The 17125-nt window shown below is 64.3% G+C and carries 17 protein-coding genes and 1 pseudogene; 9 read left to right on the top strand and 9 right to left on the bottom strand.

All coding sequences use genetic code 11. From position 1 onward, the window contains the following. Nucleotides 1-24 precede the first annotated feature (24 nt). From RFM40_RS18870 to RFM40_RS18860, 3 genes are read left to right on the top strand one after another with little or no spacing between them, the layout of a single operon-like run. Nucleotides 25-972 (top strand): ABC transporter permease, encoded by a 948-nt coding sequence (locus tag RFM40_RS18870; RefSeq protein ID WP_320278010.1) that lies wholly within the window; start codon nt 25-27, stop codon nt 970-972. Next, nucleotides 969-1838: an ABC transporter permease gene (locus RFM40_RS18865; RefSeq protein ID WP_320226955.1), complete on the top strand. Its 870-nt coding sequence runs from the start codon at nt 969-971 to the stop codon at nt 1836-1838. Before RFM40_RS18870 ends, RFM40_RS18865 begins: the two co-directional genes overlap by 4 nt. Next, nucleotides 1835-3457, top strand: coding sequence for an ABC transporter ATP-binding protein (locus RFM40_RS18860; protein ID WP_320278009.1), 1623 nt, complete (start codon nt 1835-1837; stop codon nt 3455-3457). Before RFM40_RS18865 ends, RFM40_RS18860 begins: the two co-directional genes overlap by 4 nt. A gap of 7 nt (nt 3458-3464) precedes the next feature. Here the strand turns inward: RFM40_RS18860 and RFM40_RS18855 are convergent, their stop codons facing one another. Both RFM40_RS18855 and RFM40_RS18850 read right to left on the bottom strand, forming a co-directional pair. Then, entirely contained in the window at nt 3465-3950 is a 486-nt protein-coding gene (locus tag RFM40_RS18855) for an NUDIX domain-containing protein (RefSeq protein ID WP_320278008.1), read from the bottom strand. 47 nt (nt 3951-3997) lie between these two features. Then, nucleotides 3998-4429 carry a tellurite resistance TerB family protein gene (locus RFM40_RS18850; protein ID WP_320278007.1) on the bottom strand — a complete coding sequence of 144 codons (432 nt, stop codon included), beginning with the start codon at nt 4427-4429 and terminating at the stop codon, nt 3998-4000. Between the two features lie 107 nt (nt 4430-4536). Between RFM40_RS18850 and RFM40_RS18845 the strand changes: the two genes are divergently transcribed. The 4 genes from RFM40_RS18845 to RFM40_RS18830 all read left to right on the top strand — a co-directional run bounded on the left by RFM40_RS18845 (nt 4537) and on the right by RFM40_RS18830 (nt 6967). Then, complete coding sequence (locus tag RFM40_RS18845; protein WP_320278006.1) at nt 4537-5322, top strand: TSUP family transporter; 786 nt, start codon at nt 4537-4539, stop codon at nt 5320-5322. 50 nt (nt 5323-5372) lie between these two features. Next, nucleotides 5373-5543: a hypothetical protein gene (locus tag RFM40_RS18840; RefSeq protein WP_320272014.1), complete on the top strand. Its 171-nt coding sequence runs from the start codon at nt 5373-5375 to the stop codon at nt 5541-5543. Nucleotides 5544-5626: 83 nt separating this feature from the next. Then, on the top strand, nt 5627-6460 hold the full coding sequence (locus RFM40_RS18835) for a helix-turn-helix domain-containing protein (protein ID WP_320278005.1): 834 nt from the start codon (nt 5627-5629) through the stop codon (nt 6458-6460). Nucleotides 6461-6547: 87 nt separating this feature from the next. Then, nucleotides 6548-6967, top strand: a complete 420-nt coding sequence (locus RFM40_RS18830) for a VOC family protein (RefSeq protein ID WP_320226948.1) — start codon at nt 6548-6550, stop codon at nt 6965-6967. Nucleotides 6968-7108: 141 nt separating this feature from the next. On the opposite strand, the gene RFM40_RS18825 is transcribed toward RFM40_RS18830, so the two are convergent. After that, nucleotides 7109-8584, bottom strand: coding sequence for a cobyric acid synthase (locus RFM40_RS18825; RefSeq protein ID WP_320278004.1), 1476 nt, complete (start codon nt 8582-8584; stop codon nt 7109-7111). Beyond that, the gene (locus RFM40_RS18820; RefSeq protein ID WP_320226946.1) at nt 8584-9189 is read right to left on the bottom strand and encodes a dimethylsulfonioproprionate lyase family protein; all 606 of its coding nucleotides are present in this window, start codon (nt 9187-9189) and stop codon (nt 8584-8586) included. The genes RFM40_RS18825 and RFM40_RS18820 overlap by 1 nt, the downstream gene beginning before the upstream one ends. 139 nt (nt 9190-9328) lie before the next feature. Here RFM40_RS18820 and RFM40_RS18815 point away from each other — a divergent pair, with 139 nt between their 5' ends. Both RFM40_RS18815 and mmsB read left to right on the top strand, forming a co-directional pair. Further along, nucleotides 9329-10495 carry an isobutyryl-CoA dehydrogenase gene (locus tag RFM40_RS18815; protein ID WP_320226945.1) on the top strand — a complete coding sequence of 389 codons (1167 nt, stop codon included), beginning with the start codon at nt 9329-9331 and terminating at the stop codon, nt 10493-10495. Nucleotides 10496-10521: 26 nt separating this feature from the next. Continuing rightward, complete coding sequence (mmsB, locus tag RFM40_RS18810) at nt 10522-11406, top strand: 3-hydroxyisobutyrate dehydrogenase (protein ID WP_320226944.1); 885 nt, start codon at nt 10522-10524, stop codon at nt 11404-11406. 342 nt (nt 11407-11748) lie between these two features. Here mmsB and RFM40_RS18805 read toward each other — a convergent pair whose 3' ends face one another. From RFM40_RS18805 to RFM40_RS18785, 5 genes and pseudogenes are all read right to left on the bottom strand, one after another. Continuing rightward, entirely contained in the window at nt 11749-13128 is a 1380-nt protein-coding gene (locus RFM40_RS18805) for an aspartate aminotransferase family protein (protein WP_320278003.1), read from the bottom strand. Nucleotides 13129-13179: 51 nt separating this feature from the next. Further along, complete coding sequence (locus RFM40_RS18800) at nt 13180-13302, bottom strand: capsid protein (RefSeq protein ID WP_126088701.1); 123 nt, start codon at nt 13300-13302, stop codon at nt 13180-13182. Between the two features lie 50 nt (nt 13303-13352). Then, nucleotides 13353-15460 (bottom strand): annotated as a pseudogene (locus RFM40_RS18795) (prolyl oligopeptidase family serine peptidase). An 88-nt stretch (nt 15461-15548) separates the two neighbouring features. Continuing rightward, the gene (locus tag RFM40_RS18790; protein ID WP_320278002.1) at nt 15549-16709 is read right to left on the bottom strand and encodes an MFS transporter; all 1161 of its coding nucleotides are present in this window, start codon (nt 16707-16709) and stop codon (nt 15549-15551) included. A 93-nt stretch (nt 16710-16802) separates the two neighbouring features. Continuing rightward, nucleotides 16803-17123: an MFS transporter gene (locus RFM40_RS18785; RefSeq protein WP_430691704.1), complete on the bottom strand. Its 321-nt coding sequence runs from the start codon at nt 17121-17123 to the stop codon at nt 16803-16805. Nucleotides 17124-17125: the final 2 nt, after the last annotated feature.

Here is a 17125-nt window from a genome sequence, read left to right as displayed (position 1 = left end):
GGCGCGATCGCCCGATCGCTTCCCATGACCGGCTACCTCCTCAAGCGCCTCATCATCGCGGCCATCACGCTGGTGCTGGCCTCGTTGGTGGTTTTCGCGGTGATGGAAATCCTGCCCGGCGACCCGGCGCGCCTGATGCTAGGCTTCAACGCCAGCGCCGATCAGGTCGAGCTGCTGCGCAACCAGATAGGGCTCAACGCGCCGCTTGTCTTGCGCTATCTGCATTGGGCCGGCGGGTTGCTCAGCCTCGATTTCGGCCGCTCCTACACCTATTCGGTTCCCGTCATCGACCTCGTGCGCGAGCGCGTCGTCGTTTCCCTGCCGCTGGCGCTGATCGCGCTGGCGCTGTCTACCGTCATCGCCATTCCGGTCGGCCTGTTCTCTGCCGGCCGGCAAGGCCGGGCTGGCGACACGCTTGCCATGGGCGCCGCCCAGCTCGGCGTCGCGGTGCCGAACTTCTGGTTCGCGCTGATGCTGATCTATCTCTTCGCCGTGTGGCTTCGGCTGGTGCCGGCCGGCGGTTTTCCAGGTTGGGGTGCAGGCATCTGGCCGGCGGTTAAGTCGTTGCTGCTGCCGGCCGTTGCGCTGGCCCTGCCGCAAGCGGCGATCCTGGCGCGCGTTGCCCGCTCGGCGCTGATCGAGGTGCTCAACGAGGACTATATCCGCACCGCCCGCGCCAAGGGCCTGCCCTATCGCGCCGTGCTCTGGCGCCATGCGCTGCGCAACGCCATGATCCCGGTGCTCACCATCCTCGGCCTGCAATTCGCTTTCCTGCTTGCCGGCACCATCATCATCGAGAATGTCTTCTATCTGCCGGGGCTTGGACGGCTGGTCTTCCAGGCGATCAACCAGCGCGATCTGATCGTCGTCGAGAGTGTCGTCATGCTGCTGGTCGCGGCCGTGATCCTTGTGAATCTGCTGGTCGATTTCTCCTACGCCGTGGTCGATCCGCGCCTGAGGGGCAGGCAATGACAATGCACGTCGACCTGCCCGAAGAAACGCTTGCCGGCGTGCTAGCCAAGGCCTTCGGCAACCGCTCGTTCCTGATCGGCTTCGTCATCACGCTGCTGGTGGCAGCGGTCGCGCTCCTTTCTTTCCTCTGGACGCCCTATGATGTCACCAAGCTGGTGATCGCCGACAAGACGCAGGCGCCGTCGGCGGCGCATTGGTTCGGCACCGATCATTTCGGCCGCGACATCCTGTCGATGATCATGGTCGGCGCCCGCAACTCGATCGCCGTGGCGCTGGTGGCGGTGGGTATCGGCATGGGCATCGGCGTGCCGCTCGGCGCCTTCGCCGCGGCGCGCGGCGGCCTTGCCGACGAGGCGCTGATGCGCGTCAACGATCTCGTCTTCGCCTTCCCGGCGCTGCTCTCGGCGATCATGATCACCGCCATCTTCGGCCCCGGCGCAGTCAACGCCATCATCGCCATCGGGATCTTCAACATTCCGGTCTTCGCCCGTGTCGCCCGCGCCGGCGCGCTGGCGATCTGGCCGCGCGAGTTCATTCTTGCCGCGCGCGCCGCCGGCAAGGGCATGACTGAGATCACGGTCGAGCACATCCTGCCCAACATCGCGACGCTGCTGCTCGTCCAGGGCACCATCCAGTTCGCGCTGGGCATCCTCGCCGAGGCCGGGCTTTCTTATGTCGGCCTGGGCGCGCAACCGCCGATGCCGAGCTGGGGCCGCATGCTGTTCGACGCGCAGACGCGCATGGTGACGGCGCCCTGGATGGCGATCTTTCCCGGCATGGCGATCGTCGTCACCGTGCTTGGGCTGAACCTGCTCGGCGACGGCATCGCCGACATCCTCGACCCGAAATCGCGGCGGCAACGATGAGCCTGCTCGAGATCGAGAACCTGTCGCTGACGATCGGCGAGACGCCGATCCTCAAAGACGTCGAGCTCGCCATCGCGCCCGGCGAAGTGGTCGGCCTGGTCGGAGAATCCGGCTCCGGCAAATCGATGACGGCGCTGACAATCATGCAGCTCCTCCCCCATCTGGCGCGCGCCGACGGTCGCGTAACTTTCGACGGCATAGACATCCTTGCCGCGACCGAGGACCAGATGTGCGCCTTGCGCGGCGACGATATCGGCATGGTGTTCCAGGAGCCGATGACGGCGCTCAATCCGGTCAAGACGATCGGCGAACAGGTCGCCGAAGGCATCCGCTGGCACACCAAGGCGGGCCGCGCCGAGGCCGAGGACCGCGCGCGTGAAATGCTCGACCGCGTCGGCCTGCCTGAGGCAAAGTTTCCGCTGTCGCGCTACCCGCACGAACTGTCAGGCGGCCAGCGCCAGCGCGTCGTCATCGCGATCGCCTGCGCGCTGAAGCCCAAGCTCTTGATCGCCGACGAGCCGACGACGGCGCTCGACGTGGTGCTGCAGGCGCAGATCCTGGATCTGTTGCGCGATCTGGTCGGCGAGAACCGCATGGGCCTGCTGCTCATCTCGCACGACCTAGCGGTGGTGACCGGGATGGCCGATCGCCTGACCATCCTGCGGCAAGGCGAGGTGATGGAGGCCGGCGATACCGCGCGCACGCTGTCGGAACAGCACCACCCATACACCCGCGCGCTGGCCCTGGCTTCGATGCATGTGCCTGCTCGACCCAAGACGCATCAAGCGGGTTCCACAAAGCCGCTGCTCGAGGTCGAAAGCGTCAGCCGGGATTATCCTGGCCGACGCAAGTCCTTGTTCCGACCAGCAGAGCCGATCCGCGCCGTCGACGATGTCTCGCTGACCATCGAGCCAGCCCAGTCTGTGGCGCTTGTCGGGCGCTCCGGCTGCGGCAAGTCCACGCTTGCTCGCATGATTTTGGCGCTGGACAGACCGACAGCCGGCGCGATCCGCTTTCGTGGCGAGACCATCACCGGCAAGGCGGAGGCGGCGTTGAAGTCAGCGCGGCGGGACATGCAGGTGGTGTTCCAGGATCCCTACGGCTCCTTCGACCCCCGCCAGAAGGTCGAGAAGCTGGTGGCCGAACCGCTGCACCTTCTGGAAAAGCAGCCGGCCAGGGCCGAGCGGCGCGAGATGGTCGCGCACGCGCTCGGCGAAGTCGGGCTCGGCCCGCGCGACATGGACAAATATCCGCATGAGTTCTCGGGCGGCCAGCGCCAGCGCCTTTCGATCGCCCGCGCCATCATCACCCGCCCGAAGCTGGTGGTGGCCGACGAGCCGGTCTCGGCGCTGGACGTCTCGATCCGCGCCCAGATCCTCGATCTCTTCGCTGAGCTCAACCAAAAGCTCGGCATCGCCTATCTCTTCATCACCCACGACCTGACGGTCGCCCGCGCCATGTCGGACGAGGTGCTGGTCATGCATGAGGGCAAGATCGTCGAGCGCGGCAAGACGAATGAGGTGCTCGACCATCCCCAATCCGAAGCGGCCAAGGCGCTCGCCACCGCTGCCCCGGACCTGCATCGGGCAATCGCTCGACGGATGCAGGAGCAGGGTTAGCGATCTCTCAGATCATCTGGAATTTACCGGTGGTCTTGAACCGGAAATAGGCGTCGATACTGCGCTCCATGTTGGGCAGCATTTCGGGCAAGCTGTCGACCGCGAACCATCCAACGGCGCTGCTCTCGTCGTCGGTGACGGCCGCCTCGCCTTCAAAGGAGCGCGTACAAAACATCAGCACGAAAAACTGAGTCCGATCACCATTCGGAAACCGGAAGGTTTCATATTGCGGGTCGCAGCCGAATCCAAACGGTTCGACATCGCTGACGACTAGGCCCGTTTCCTCGGCAGTCTCCCGGATCACCACCGCTTCCAGGTCCTCGCCTTCCTCGGCATTGCCGCCAGGCAGGCCCCACACGCCGAAATCGTTCCGCTTCTGCAGCAAGATGCAGCCGTCGGCGCGCTCGATGACAATACGCGTGCCTGGCATCAGCACGAGCCGATCCCCGATCAACGCCCGCAATCGTCCAAGATAGCTGTCAGCGAAGGCCATTTTAGACAATTCCCCCTGGCGCCACGAAGGGTTACTTGGGCAATGCCTCAGCTCTCCGTCTTAGCCAAATCGACCGGGCTGATATCGAGCAGGTCGAGCGTGCGGTGCAGAAGCTTGACCTCGCTTTCGGCGAGCTTGGCGTCTGCCTTGGCGATCTCCGCCATATGGCGTGCCAGTAGCTTGCGCCGTTCGACGTCGAGGTCGCGGAACAAGGCGATCGCCTGCGAGCCGTTGGTCTCGTAGCCAAAATCGTTGAGATATTCGATGACGCTGTCGATCGAGGTTTCGGGGATGCCGAAGGCTTCCCTGCAGATGCGCCGGAAGGCGACCATCTCGCTCTCCGAGACCGAGCCGTCGGCAAGGATCATGCGAAACAGCATCAGAAGCTCCGCCGACAGCACCGGATCGTCCGCCACCTTGCGAACGCCGGGATCGCCATCGAAGATCGAGCGTATCTGGTCCAGCAGCGCCATCGTCATAAGCCTCCCCTTGCGATTCCGCTCTGATTGTTAGCGTGGAATCGGTCTTGCGCAAACTGGTCGGGCATGATGGAAGCTGCGGCTTCCCTCGCAGAGCCCCCCGCCCGATGATCGACCTTACCTTGCAGACTGTTTTCATACTCACCGCCGCCGCTTTTGCGGCAGGCTTTGTCGACTCGATTGCTGGTGGCGGCGGCCTCATCACCATCCCTGCGCTGCTTCTGGCGGGCTTCTCCCCCGTCGCGGCCCTCGGCACCAACAAGCTGCAAGGCATGTTCGGCTCCGGTTCGGCCACCATCCACTATGCAGCCAAAGGCCAGGTCGATCTGCGCCGCCAGCTTCCGTCCGCGCTGCTGGCGCTCGTTGGCGGCGCCGTCGGCGCCCTGTTGGCGACGGTGGTGCCCGGCAACTTCCTGCGCGCTCTTTTGCCGGTTCTGTTGATCGCGATCGCGCTCTACTTCGCCTTCAAACCCAACATGAACGACGTCGACCGCGCCGAACGCCTCTCGCCGTTCCTGTTCGGCCTCATCATTCCGCCGCTGATCGGCTTCTATGACGGCCTCTTCGGCCCCGGCGCTGGCTCCTTCTACATGCTCGCCTTCGTCAGCCTTGCCGGCTACGGCGTGCTCAAGGCGACCGCCAACACCAAGCTGCTCAACTTCGCCTCCAACATCGGCGGCTTCGTCGTCTTCGCCGCTGTCGGTGTTATCGACTGGAAGATCGGCCTGATGATGGGCGTGGCGCAGTTCCTCGGCGCACGCGTCGGCGCTAGCCTTGCCATCAAGATCGGCGCGAAACTGATCAAGCCGCTGCTGGTGATCGTCTGCCTGGCGCTGGCGGCGAAGCTGCTTGCCGACCCGGCCAATCCCTTGCGCCAGCTCATTGGTATGTGACGATCCTGCTGGTAGAGTCCGTGCGTGCGAATCATGTTGGAGGGACAGACATGAATCTCAGTGCACCCACCCAGATCGTGTTCATTATTTCGTTGATCATCGCCATCATCGGCCTTCTTGCCGCTCTTGGCCTTCTTGCGTTCATTCCTCTCGCGGCGGTGTGGATTATGCTCATCGCCTATATCGTGCTTGCCGCCGGCTGCCTGATGCGCGGCGCCTGAGCACACCAAATCTCTGGCAACTCGAAGCGCCCGGCCCTGCCGGGCGCTTTTGATTTAAGGGCATGGTCTGCTAGACTCGCACCATGTCCGACGAGACAGAGCGCCATAGACAAGACAATCGGTCCCCGGCTCTCCATTTCGAGATGGTCCGGCGCAAGCCCGCCGCTTCGCTCGCGGGCATTGTCACCGATGTCTGCGGCTACCGCGAGATTTGGCTTGGCCATTTCCGCATCGTCGAATATGCCTCGCTCACCGTGCCGCTGGTGATCAGTTTTGCCGAAGCCTTCGCCATCGGGCTCGGCCGGAATCCCGGCGACAACGACCGTTTTGCCAGCTTCGCCGCCGGCCTCTATGCCGGCCCTGTCGTAATCGAATCCTTCGGCGGCTCCTGCTGCGTCCAGGTGAATTTCACGCCGCTTGGCGCCAGGCGATTCTTCGGCCTGCCGATGAGCGAATTGAAGGACCGCATGGTCGGCCTCGACGATGCGCTGGGCTTCGGGGGCATCGCATTGCGCGAACGGCTAGGCGAAGCACCGGATTGGGACACGCGCTTTGCCATTGCCGAGAGTTTCGTGACCAGCCGGCTTGCGGAAGCCAACGGGCTTTCGCCCGAAGTCGCCTGGGCCTACGGGGCTGTTATCGCGTCGGGCGGCCGCACCCGGATTTCGGCGCTTGCCGGAGAGATCGGCTGGAGCCGCAAGCATCTGGCGGCAAAATTCACCGACGCGATCGGCATCGGGCCAAAGACATTGTCGCGCATCGTGCGCTTCAACCGGGCGCTTTCGCTATCGAAGCAGCAGAATGACAACTGGGCCGGCATCGCCGCCGATTGCGGCTATGCCGATCAAGCGCATCTGGTGCGCGAGTTTCGTCAGCTCGCCGGCGAAACGCCGACCGCGCTCGCCGCACTGGCTTAGCGCCCGCTGCCGCAGGTAACATTTCTTCAAGACGCCGGAATGCTTTTGCCTGAGACTGGCTTCCATCAAGTCATCAGGGAGTTTGTCATGCCCACGGCAACGGAAGCACCTCGCATCTATCCCGCCCTGCGCTACAGGAGCGCGGCCAAGATGATCGACTGGCTGTGCGACGCCTTCGGCTTCGAGGTGCGCGCGCGCTACGGCGAAGGCGACATCGTCCATCACGCCGAGCTTACCTTCGGGTCCTCGATGATCATGCTCGGCACCGCCCGCGACGACAACTACGGCAAGATGGTCGGCGAGCCTGGCGGCGGTGGCGGCAAGTCGATCTACATTGCCGTCGATGACGCCGAGGCCGCCTATGCCAAAGCGAAGAAGGCCGGCGCCCAGATCATTCAGGAATTGGTCGACCGCGACTACAGCAGCCGCGAATTCATCTGCCTCGACCCGGAAGGCAATGTCTGGTCGTTCGGCACCTACTGGCCGAAGGCCGACGAGAAGGCTTGAAGCCCTCAGCACCGACGCTGAAGGTTGGCGAAAGCATCCCAACTTCGTCATCCACGGGCGTAGCAGGAGCGAAGCTCCGTCGCGGAGACCCGTGGATGACGACCCGATGAGCGTCTAGGCCAATCTCAACGGTGTTTAGACCTATCGGGCCAAGGCGAAAATCGAGTCGCAGTCGAGATGCCTCTCCAGTTCCGTCGCAACCTCGTCCAGCGCCTTCTCGACCTCGGCGCGGTAGTCGATGCCACCTCCTTTGACCCCCAAGCTCTCAAGATAAGCGGCACGAAAAGCGTCGGCCGAAAACAGCCCATGCAGATAGGTGCCGATCACTTTACCATCGGCGGAGACCGCGCCGTCCTCGACGCCGTTGATGATCGCCGACGGCCGCGCAGTGTCCGGGCCGGTGGTGCGGCCTAGATGGATTTCATAGCCTTCGAGCGGCAGGCCGAACTGAACCGAATGGGCGCTGGAATTGCGCACCGTCTTTTCCGGCTCCATGACCGTCTCGATATCGAGCAGGCCAAGGCCTTCCGCTTCGGTGACGCTGCCTTCGATGCCGGCGGGATCGCGCACCATGCGGCCGAGCATCTGGTAGCCGCCGCAGATGCCGGCGACATGGCCGCCGTGCTTGCGATGGGCGATGAGATCGCGGTCCCAGCCATTCTCGCGGAATTTTATCAGATCGCCGATGGTCGATTTGGAGCCGGGGATGACCACCAGCCCGGCATCCTCCGGCAGCTTCTTGCCCGGCGGCACGAACACCACCTCGACCTGCGGCTCGGCCTTGAGCGGATCGAGATCATCGAAATTGGCGATGCGCGAAAGCATCGGCACCGCCACCTTCAGCGCCCGCTTCTCGCCGGAGGCGAGGCGTTCGAGCACGACCGAATCCTCGGACGGCAGCCGCGCGGCAGCCTTCAGCCAGGGCACCACGCCAAAGCAGCGCCAGCCGGTGAATTTCTCGATCGCGCTTATGCCATCGTCGAACAGCGAGACATCGCCGCGGAACTTGTTGATGAGATAGCCGGCGATCATGCGCCGGTCTTCCTCCGGCAGGATCAGATACGTCCCGGCGACCGAGGCGATGACGCCGCCGCGGTCGATGTCGCCGACGAGCACCACCGGCACATTGACGCGCGTCGCAAAGCCCATATTGGCGATGTCGCGGTTGCGGAGATTGATCTCGGCCGGCGAGCCTGCACCTTCGACGATCACGAGATCGGCGCCCTCGCCGACTTTCGCCCAGGAATCCAGCACCGCGTCCATCAGCCTCGTTTTCATCGCCTGGTAATCGCGCGCCCGCGCCTCGCCGAACACCTTGCCCTGCACCACCACTTGCGAGCCGATGTCGCTCTGCGGCTTGAGCAGCACCGGGTTCATGTGCACCGTCGGCCGAACCCCGCAGGCCAGCGCCTGCAGCCATTGCCCACGGCCGATCTCGCCGCCACCGGCCTTGTTGTCGCCGGGGATGTCGGCGACGGCAGCGTTGTTCGACATGTTCTGCGGCTTGAAGGGCCTGACCTTCAGTCCGCGTTTCTTCGCTGCGCGGCAGAGCCCCGCCACCAGCACGGTCTTGCCGACATCGGAGCCGGTGCCCTGCAGCATGATCGCTTTTGCCATCAGTTCCTGCCCTCCGAGCCGATGGTCGACTTCTGCGCCAGCGGTCCGCCACGCCAGACATAGAGCGCCATCAATGGCTCCTTGCCGGTGCGCATGGCGTGACTGACGTCGGACGCGTGGTGGATGACCTCACCGGCCTCACGAACCTGAAAACAGCCTTCGCTCATGCGCCATTCGGTGCCGCCGGTCAGCGGAATGTAGATCTCCTCGGCGGTGTGGTGATGGTCGGGATAGACGATGTCAGGCCCGAGGATCAGCAGCCCGGCCGCGACCGCGTCGTTGCCGAAATACCCGCGCGTGCCGAACACCTCCAGCCAGCCGTAATTGTCGATGAAGGCCTGGCCGAAATCGGTGGCAGTATAAGTCTGCCCCCAGCGCAATTCCTCCCGATGGTCGGCCACGAACCGCGCCAGCAGCCTCGCCTCCTGCGGCGCAGTCTCTGCGATGCGGTCGAGATGGCGGAGGCAGCTTAGCGGACGCGGTTCGAGCGGACGGGAGGGCATGTCCCAGTCGATGCGCGCGACCGCATCCGCGACCAGCTTGCTGTCGAGGCCAGCGAGATAGCCGTGGAACCGCTCCAGCAACTGATCGAAAACTGTCGGCACGCACGGCTCCGTTGATCAATCCACGCACAGCCGGTCCGCGAGCGACCGGGTTGCGCGGCGGCATCATTGGTCTAGATTGATTGTTGCGCAAAGCCAAAAAACGACAGGCCACAAGGCCTGAAGCGACAGGGAGCACGCCATGGACGCGGCAGTCGATGCGGGCACTGGCCAATTCGAACTCACCGAGGAACAGCGCGCCATCCAGGAGATGGCAGAGGCTTTCGCGGCCGACCGCGTCGCGCCCAACGCGCTCGATTGGGATCGGGCAAAGCACTTTCCCGCCGACGTGATCCGCGAAACCGGGCCGCTCGGCCTCGGCGGCATCTATGTCAAGGACGATGTCGGCGGCTCGGCGCTCGGCCGCCTCGACGCGGTGCTGATCTTCGAGGCGTTGGCACGCGCCGATCCGGCCTTTTCCTCTTTCATTTCGATCCACAACATGGCGGCCTCGATGATCGACCGCTTCGGCAGCGATGAGCAGCGCCGGCGCTTCCTGCCGAAGCTGACCTCGATGGAATGGCTGGCGAGCTACTGCCTGACCGAGCCCGGCTCCGGCTCGGATGCCGCTGCGCTGAAGACGCGGGCGGTGAAGAGCGGCGGCGATTATGTCTTGAACGGCGCCAAGCAGTTCATCTCGGGCGCAGGCGACAGCGACCTCTACGTCGTCATGGCGCGCACCGGCGCCGACGGACCGAAAGGCATTTCGACCCTCGTTGTGCCCAAGGACGCGCCCGGCCTCTCCTTCGGCGCCAACGAGCACAAGATGGGCTGGCACATGCAGTCGACGCGCCAGGTCATCTTCGAGGATTGCAAAGTGCCTGCAGAGAACCTGCTTGCCGCCGAAGGCGCCGGCTTCGGCATCGCCATGGCCGGGCTCGACGGCGGCCGGCTCAACATTGCTGCCTGTTCGCTGGGCGGCGCGCAGTCGGCCCTCGACAAAGCGCTCGCCTACACCGCCGAGCGCAAGGCGTTCGGATCGAAGATCAACCAGTTCCAGGCGCTGCAGTTCAGGCTGGCCGACATGGAGACGGAGTTGCAGGCGGCCCGCATCTTCCTCTACGCCGCCGCTTCGAAGCTCGATCGCAAGACGCCGGATGCCGGCAAATGGTCGGCCATGGCCAAGCGCTTCGTCACCGATATCGGCTTCGACGTCGCCAACCAGGCTCTGCAACTGCATGGCGGCTACGGCTATCTGCACGACTACGGCATCGAGAAGCTGGTGCGGGACCTGCGCGTCCACCAGATCCTCGAAGGCACCAACGAGATCATGCGCGTTATCATCGCCCGCACGCTGATCGGCCGCTGACCGCGAAAATATCCGGAGGAACAGGAATGACGACGATCGCCTTCATCGGCTTGGGTAACATGGGCAATCCGATGGCCGCCAACCTCGTAAAGGCGGGGTATGCGGTGAACGGCTTCGATCTTGTTCCGGAGAACCTCGCGGTTGCTAAGGAACACGGCGTGACTGTCATGGCCAACGCTATTGCAGCGGTGAAGGAAGCCGACATCGTCATCACCATGCTGCCGGCCGGCAAGCATGTGCTGTCGGTCTATGAAGACATCGCGCCCAAGGCGAAGCAAGGCGCTTTGTTCATCGATTCCTCGACCATCGATGTCGAATCGGCGCGCAAGGCGCACGCGATTGCCGCCAAGCATGGCCTGCCGTCGATCGATGCCCCGGTTTCAGGCGGCACGGGCGGCGCCGCCGCCGGCACGCTGACCTTCATGGCCGGTGGCTCGGACGCGGCCTTTGCCACCGCCGAGCCCATCCTGAAGCCGATGGCCGGCCGCATCGTCCATTGCGGCGGCGACGGCGCCGGCCAGGCCGCCAAGATCTGCAACAACATGATCCTCGGCATCTCGATGATCGGCGTTGCCGAGGCCTTCGTGCTGGCCGAAAGGCTCGGCCTGTCGCACCAGGCGCTGTTCGACGTCGCCTCCACTTCCTCCGGTCAGTGCTGGTCGCTCACCACCTACTGCCCGGTGCCCGGCCCTGTTCCGGCCTCGCCCGCCAACCGCGACTACAAGCCAGGCTTTGCCGCAGCCCTCATGCTGAAGGATCTGAAACTGTCGCAGGAGGCCGCGCAAAGCGCCGGCGCGGTGACGCCTCTGGGCGCAGAAGCGACGCAGCTCTACGCGCTGTTCAACGCGCAAGGGAATGCCGGCGTCGATTTTTCCGGCATCATTAATTTCCTGCGCGGCGATCAAATCTAAACTGCTGCTTACAAAGAGTTATTAGCCGATTTTTTCGGCAGAAAGCCGGCAAATTTAGATTTGCTTAAGTTCTCGATAACCCACCGGTAACGATGTGTCTTTAAAACGGACTGCGAGGCGGACATCGCAACCGCCCGGCGCTCCGGATCAGGTCTCGCGTACCGGAGCCCGTAAGTTTCGCAGGTTTCTTGTAGCGAAACGCCATGCGTATCTGCAAAGCCGCGTTCCCTTTGGGGCGCGGTTTTTGCGTTTCGGATATCTGCCAACTTCGTTATCCCAGGGCGTAGCAGGAGCGAAGCTCCTTGCTCCGCCCCAGGATGACGACGGAACTAGGATGCTCGCTTATCGCTTCCGCAAATCCGCCTCGGCAAGATCGAGCGCCTTGGCGATGCGCTCGCAGGCCATGTCGATCGTGTCGCGCGTCCAGATCAGCGGCGGCGACAGGATCATCGTGTCGCCGGTGGCGCGCAGCATCATGCCTTGCGCGATCGCATGGTCGCGCACGACGACGGCGGCGCTTCCCGACGGCAAGAAGCGTTCCTTGGTCGCCTTGTCCTTGACGATCTCGATCGCGCCCATCAGGCCGATCGAGCGCACCTCGCCGACTAGCCTGTGGCCGGCGATGCGCTCCTGCAGCGCCTGCGCGAAATAGGGACCAGTGTCGTTCCTGACGCGCTCGACCAGGCCTTCCCGTTCGATGATCTCGAGGTTCTTCAGCGCCACCGCGCAGGCCACCGGATGACCGGAATAGGTGTAGCCGTGATAGAACTCGCCGCCCTTCTCGACTAGCGTCTTGCTGATGCGGTCGCCGACCAGCAGCGCCGACAGCGGCTGGTAGCCTGAAGTCAGCGCCTTGGCGGTGGTGATGGCGTCGGGCTCTACATCGAATGTCTGCGCGGCGAACCATTCGCCGGTGCGGCCATAGCCGGTGATCACCTCGTCAAGCATCAGGAGCACATCGTATTTGCGGCAGATGCGCTGCACCTCCGGCCAGTAGCTCATCGGCGGGATTTTCACCCCGCCCGCCCCCATCACCGGCTCGCCGATGAAGGCGGCGACCTTGTCGGCGCCGGCTTCGAGGATCGCGTCCTCCACCGCCTTGGCCGCGCGGATGCCGAAATCATGGTCGCTTTCGCCGGGCAGCGCGAGCTCATAGGCATAGGGCATCATCACATGGACGATGTTGGGCACCGCGCCGCCGAGCTGCTTGTGCATCGGCTCCATGCCACCGAGCGAAGTGCCGGCGATGGTCGAGCCGTGATAGCCCATCTTGCGCGAGATGATGCGGTTCTTCTCCGGCTTGCCTTCGAGCGCCCAATAGTGGCGAACGAGCCGCAGCGCCGTATCGTTGGCCTCCGAACCGGACGAGCCGTAGAAGACCTGGCCGACATGCTTGGGCGCCAGTTCGGCCAGCTTCTTCGACAAGAGCACCGGCGTCGGCGTCGAGCATTTGAAGAAGGAATTGTAGTAAGGCAGCTCCTTCATCTGGGCATAGGCGGCCTCCGCCAGCTCGTCGCGGCCATAGCCGACATTGACGCACCACAGGCCCGCCATGCCGTCGAGGATCTCCGATCCTTCCGAATCGTAGATGAACGGGCCATCGGCGCGGGTGATGATGCGCGAGCCTGCCTCGCGCAGTTCCTTGTGGTCGGTGAAGGGATGAAGGTGATGCGCGGCATCGATCTGCTGAAGCTGCTTCAGCGAATAGTTCTGATAGGTCATGGGTTTGATCTTTCCTCTTGAATCAATCCGGCAGCAGCCGGGGCGGATTCGTCAGAGGAAGGCGGGCGGCGAATAGCCGATGCGGGCGCACAGCCGCAAAAGCTCGGCACGCAGCGTGCGTGGTGACGGCGTCACCGCGACCCCGAAGGCGCCTGATGTGCTGATGCGAACCATGGCAGCACATTAAGCCGCCCATGGCCACGAATTCAAGCGACACCGCGTTTTCAGTCGAGCACCGGATTTTCCGAAAACCGGCTTCCACTTTTCGGTCCGGTGCTCAGCGCCCGCTGCAGAAAGACATAGCGCATCGCCGTCTGCGCCGCCTGCGGGCGGCGGTCGCCGCGTCCGCCATGTCCGCCTTCGGTTTCCTCGAAGAACATCGTCCTGCCGTGACAGGCAGCCTGCAGCCGCGCCGCCATCTTGCGCGCATGTCCGGGATGAACGCGGTCGTCGGCGGTCGAGGTCATCAGGAGCACGGGCGGATAGGCGGCATCCGCCGCGACATGCTGATAGGGCGAATAGGCACCGAGCCAAGCCGCCTCCTCCGGCTTCGACGGGTCGCCATATTCGGCAATCCACGAGGCGCCGGGCGGCAGTTCGGTGTAGCGCAGCATATCGAGCAGCGGCACGTCGATGATGACGGCTCCGAAAAGGTCCGGCCGCTGCGTCAGCGATACGCCGGTGAGCAGGCCGCCATTCGAGCCGCCCTGAATGCCGAGTTGCACCGCCGTGGTGATGCCGCGCCGGACCACATCCTCGGCCACCGCGGCGAAATCGTCGAAAGCATTCTGGCGCTTGCCCTTGAGCGCCGCCTGATGCCAGGCCGGACCGAACTCGCCGCCGCCGCGGATATTGGCCTGCACATAGGCGTTGCCCTTGTCCAGCCAGAGCCTGCCGCGGATGCCGGCATAGCCGGGCAAGAGCGGCACTTCGAAGCCGCCGTAGCCGTAAAGCAGCGCCGGCGCCGGCCCCGTCTGGTCCCGGCGCCGCACAACGAAATACGGGATCATCGTACCGTCCCTCGAGCGCGCCTCGAACTGCTCCGAAATGTAAGGCGAGGCATCGAAGCGCGCCGGCTGCGATTTCACCGTTTGAAGCATCTCGCCATCGTCGTCCGACCAGATAATCGAGCTCGGCGTCAGGAAATCGGTGAAAGAGAAGGAGACGCTGGAACCGAAATGCTCGGCATGGCTGATTCCGACATTGCCGTTGTCCGGAAGGCCGACCGGCTTCAGCGACCAGCCCTTGTCGGTGCGGTCGCACACAACGACCTTGCCGCGCACATTGTCCATCAGGTTGATGAACAGTCGGTCCTGCGTCCGCGCGAGGCCAGCGATGGAAACGCGAGGGGCCGGTTCAAGCACAGTCTCGAATGGTCCAAACACGCCGGTGTCGACCCAGCGGTCGAAATCCACGGAGTAGAGCCCGTCGGGCAGGCAGCGTGTGCCGTCGGGCGCCGTCCACGGACTGCGCACGCCGAAGACGAGCTGTCCCTTGAAGATCGCCGTGTCCGTGGCGTCGTCGGGCAGCGGAACGCGCCGGTTCTCGCCCGAAGCCAGCCGCAGAAAACTGTGCGAGGTGAAGAAGTCGATGGTCTTGCCGAGCAGGACATGCCGCTTGTCGCCGTCGAATTCCACGCCGCCGCCGACAGCGAGGTGCTGCTTCTCGCCTTCGAAGATCGGCCCAGCATCCTCGAGCTTTGTGCCGCGCCGCCAGAGCTTGATCACGCGCGGGTAGCCGGACTGGGTCTTGTCACCCTCCTCGAACGCGGCCGAGACGATGACCGTGTCCTTGTCCAGCCAGGAAAAGCCCGACTTCGAGACCGGGGCGCGAAAACCGTCCGCGACGAAGGATTTCGTCGCGATGTCGAACTCGCGCATCTCGCTGGCATCGCCGCCGTCCGGTGACATGGAAAGCAGGCAGCGGTCGAAATCGGGATAGAGCCGGCTCGCCCCGCCAAACACCCATTTCACGCCCTCCTTGGCCGAGAGCTGATCGAAATCGATGATCGTCTCCCATTCGGGCTTGTCGGTCTTGTAGGAAGCGACCGTTGTGCGCCGCCACAGGCCGAGCGCATGGTCTTGTCCTGCCAGAAATTATAGACATGGCCGGCGAGCGCGGCCCCGACCGGGATATTGTCCTCGGCCGTCATCAGGTCGAGCGCCGTCTCAAATGCGCCCTGATAGGAAGGATCGCCCTGCAACTCGGCGACCGTCACCGCATTCTGGCGATGAACCCAGTCGAGCGCTTCCTTGCCGTTGCGCTCCTCCAGCCAGAGGTAGGGATCCTCGGCCGCCAATTCGGCCTGGGTCTTGGTCATCGTGCTGGTCATGCAGGTCTCCGGGATTTCGTCTGGCAGGTCCTGCCTACATCGCGTTCGCCATGCGAACATTCAAGAGCCGGCTCGACGGCTTCTCAGCCTACACCACTCGCCGGCGAAAGACGGTCGTTACGGCCAATGCCGCGCAGATCGCGCCGAGCGTCACCGGAAGGCCCGCCGCGCCGATCACGTCCATCGCGCCACCGGCGAGCGGCGGCACGACGATGCCGCCGACACCCCACATCAGCGAGAAGGCGGCATTGCCGGCGACCAGCGCCGAGCCCGCAAAACGTTCGCCGAGCTCGATGATGGACATCGTGTAGATGCCGTAGGACACGGCACCCCAGATAAAGACGCAGGGCCAGATCAGCGGCGTCTCGATCAGAACCGGCAACAGCACGCAGCCTAGAACCGTCACCGAAACGCAGCCGAACCGCACCAGGCGCGCCGTCAGCCTTTCGGCGAGCAGGCCGAGCGGCACCTGCATGGCGATGTTGCCGGCAATCATCATCGAGAGCAGCGCCGACATGCGTGCCTCGGGAATGCCGTAGTGGGTGCCGTAGACGGGAAGCAACGCCAGCACCGACTGCTCGAAACCGGCGGCGACGACGACCGCCGACAGAAGCAGCCAGGCGAGCGGCATGAAGCCCAGCACCGAAACGGTCTCGCCGGCCTGATCAACCTTGGGCAGGCGTTTGACCACGACCGCCAGGCAGGCGCCGCAGAAGAGGAAGGCAAGGATACCAACCAGGAAAGGCGGCCAGCCTTCAGTGCCGACCGCCAGCAGGCAAAGCGGACCTGCCGCGAAGCCCGCCGAGATGATGGTCGAATAGATGCCCATGACGCGCCCGCGCCGCGATGGCGGCGCCAGCGCGATCACCCAGATTTCGCTGAGCACATAAAGTGGATTGGTCACCACGCCGATCAGGAAGCGCAGCGGAAACCACAAATAGAGGTCTTGCGTCCAGCCGATCAGCGCCAGCACCAGCGCCGACAGCACGGCGCAAGAGAGCGCGGTGCGCCCTGCCCCGAACCGGCGCGCCAGCCCCGGGATCAGCGGCGAGGACAGGATGAAGCCGACCGGCGTCATCGCCGCCGACAGGCCGATCACGGCCGGCGACACGCCCTGCCGCTGCAGGATGAAGCTGAGCAGCGGATAGGAGAGCCCCTGCGCGATGGCGAACACCGACACGGTCGCGATCACGCCGGTGATCGCCGCCCATTGCACCCTCTCGCCGGTCTCTGATTTCGCCAGAGCCATCATCACTGCTCCAATCGCTCGGAGGCTTAGCCGTTACGGCTGATCGGCGTAAGGCCCACCGGCGGCGAAAGCGCATGCTCCAGCCAATACTTGTCAGGAGCGCCGGCGCTGCAAGGAGCGGTAGGATGCGAAACCCACAAGCAGCGCGTCGAGCCCGGCGATCACCGCCGGCAGCCCGATCGGTCCGATCGCCTGCATCAGCGCGCCGGCGCCACGTGGGCCGACGATGCCGCCGACGCCCAACATCAAGGTGAAAGCGGCATTGCCGGCGACCAGAGCCGTGCCCTTGAAGCGGCTGCCGAGCTCGATCAGCGCCATGGTGTAGACGCCGTAGCCGACCGCGCCCATGACCACGAGCACGGGCCAGACGAACGGCGTCGCGGCAACAGGTCTGCGTGTCGTCGTCTCAACCACGC

This window comes from Mesorhizobium captivum (genome assembly GCF_033977165.1).
GTDB classification, from domain to species: Bacteria; Pseudomonadota; Alphaproteobacteria; order Rhizobiales; family Rhizobiaceae; genus Mesorhizobium; species Mesorhizobium captivum.
The sequence above is the reverse complement of the archived record's forward strand: the minus strand, read 5'-3'. Positions and strand labels throughout refer to the sequence as shown.